Annotated in this window: 1 protein-coding gene; it reads left to right on the top strand. The window is 62.6% G+C overall.

Going from position 1 to position 1,858, the window contains the following annotated elements:
• Window positions 1-1,858 (top strand): SIR2 family protein (locus ACOJSF_RS09095; protein ID WP_420141894.1); only part of this gene is annotated, 1,858 nt, incomplete at both ends.

Here is a 1,858-nt window from a genome sequence, read left to right as displayed (position 1 = left end):
GAGAGACGTCCAGAACGCCATCGCACGCGCTATCCGCCCCGTCGACGATGCCAATCTGAGCGCGCACCAGACGCTAATCGATCTCTCACGCGGACGGGATGGCACGGTCCGCCTCGTGACGACGAACTTCGATCTCCTGTTTGAAAAATGCGCCGACGGCATCGCTTGCTTTGGCCCGCCGATGCTCCCCAATCCGCGCAGTCCGTCGTTCGCTGGCATCATGCACCTGCATGGTCGCGTGAACGCTGATTATGCCGGGGCAGGCGACGAAGAGTTTATCGTTTCGAGCGCCGATTTCGGTCGCGCCTATCTTTCCGACGGATGGGCGGCGCGCTTCATGCAATCGCTCCTTGCCCGCTTCCAGATCGTCTTCGTTGGCTACGCCGCGGATGATCCGCCGGTGCAATATCTGCTCGAGGCGCTCAACCTGCATGCCGGCAACCGCAGCCGGCTCTTCGCCTTTCAGCCGGGTAGCAATGCCGATGACGCCGCGCTCTGGGAGCATCGCGGCGTGCGCGCTATCGCGTTCGACAACAGCGCAGGCTTCGATCCCTTGTGGGATAGCCTTGCCGCCTGGGCAGGGCGATCCCGCGACGTCGATGCTTGGCACAGCGAATTGCTGGACATGGCGTCGGCGGGGCCTGCGTCGCTTGATCCCCATATCCGCGGCCAGATCGCTCATCTGTTCTCCACGAGGGAAGGGACACGGCGGATCGTGCATGCCGAAAGGCGGCCTCCGGCGTCGTGGCTTTTGACCCTTGATCCCCGCCAGCGCTTCGCAAAGGCGGGCCTCGTCGATCCCTATGGCGAATCCGCCGACCGCATCGATCCCTATGAAAGCCTCTCGCTCGACTTCGACACGCCGCCGCAGCCCGAGGAAGGCGATGAAGGAAATCTCCGCCCCGATCGCGCAGTCCCAGAAGGTTCATGGGACGCCTTCCAACCGACCCGGTTTGATCAGGACGATGGCGGGGAAAGGGAACCAGGCGCCTTCTTCGGCGAACCTGCCGTAGCTGCCGGCCGCCTTAGCACTCGGCTGAACAATCTGGGCATCTGGTTCCATCAAATCGCTCATCAGCCCATCGCTTTGTGGTGGGCAGCCGGTCGTGGTCCCCTCCATCCGCATATCGTCGATATGATCGAGGCGTGGTTGCGACAGGATCCGGATCGATGGCCCGACGATATCCGTCGCGGCTGGCGCTTCCTGATCGCCAGCTGGTCGGACCGGCGCGTTGATCCCGGCCACGCTTATTACGGTTTGCAGAGCCGCATCCAGCGCGAGGGCTGGTCCGAAGCGCGCGTCCGTGATTATGCCGATCTCTTCAAACCGCGGCTCAAGGTGGAGCGCAAGTTTGGTTTGTCGCACCCGCTTTCATGGACCGACACCGATCGACCGAGCCAACTGCTCGCCTACGATGTCGAGTATCCGCATCCCTATGAATTGCTCGACATCCCGCCCGACCAGATCGCTTATGCCGTCGGGCGTTTCCGCGACAATCTCGATCTTGCGCGCTCCCTCGAGTTCGAAATCTCGGGTGATGACCATCTCTACATGCAGACCACGCGGGCTGATGATGGCGCTCCTCCAATCGCCTATGACAGCTTCGCCCTGACCGGCCCGATCGCGTATTTCCAGCAGCTAATGGAAAAGCTGGTCGAGGCCGCCCCTGAAAAGGCGCGCGCTCAGATTGCGAGCTGGCCAGCCACGGACCATTACATCTTTGGGCGACTGCGGATCTGGGCAGCGGCTTCGCCGGTCACGCCAGCCGAAGAGGCGGCCGATATGCTGCTCGGCTTCCCGGACGAGATTTTCTGGGGTTCCGAGCAGCAGCGCGACCTCCTCTATGCGATCCGCGAC

It is taken from the genome of Sphingomonas sp. (genome assembly GCF_048594985.1).
GTDB lineage: Bacteria > Pseudomonadota > Alphaproteobacteria > Sphingomonadales > Sphingomonadaceae > Sphingomonas_I.
This window is presented reverse-complemented; position numbering and strand designations above follow the sequence as displayed.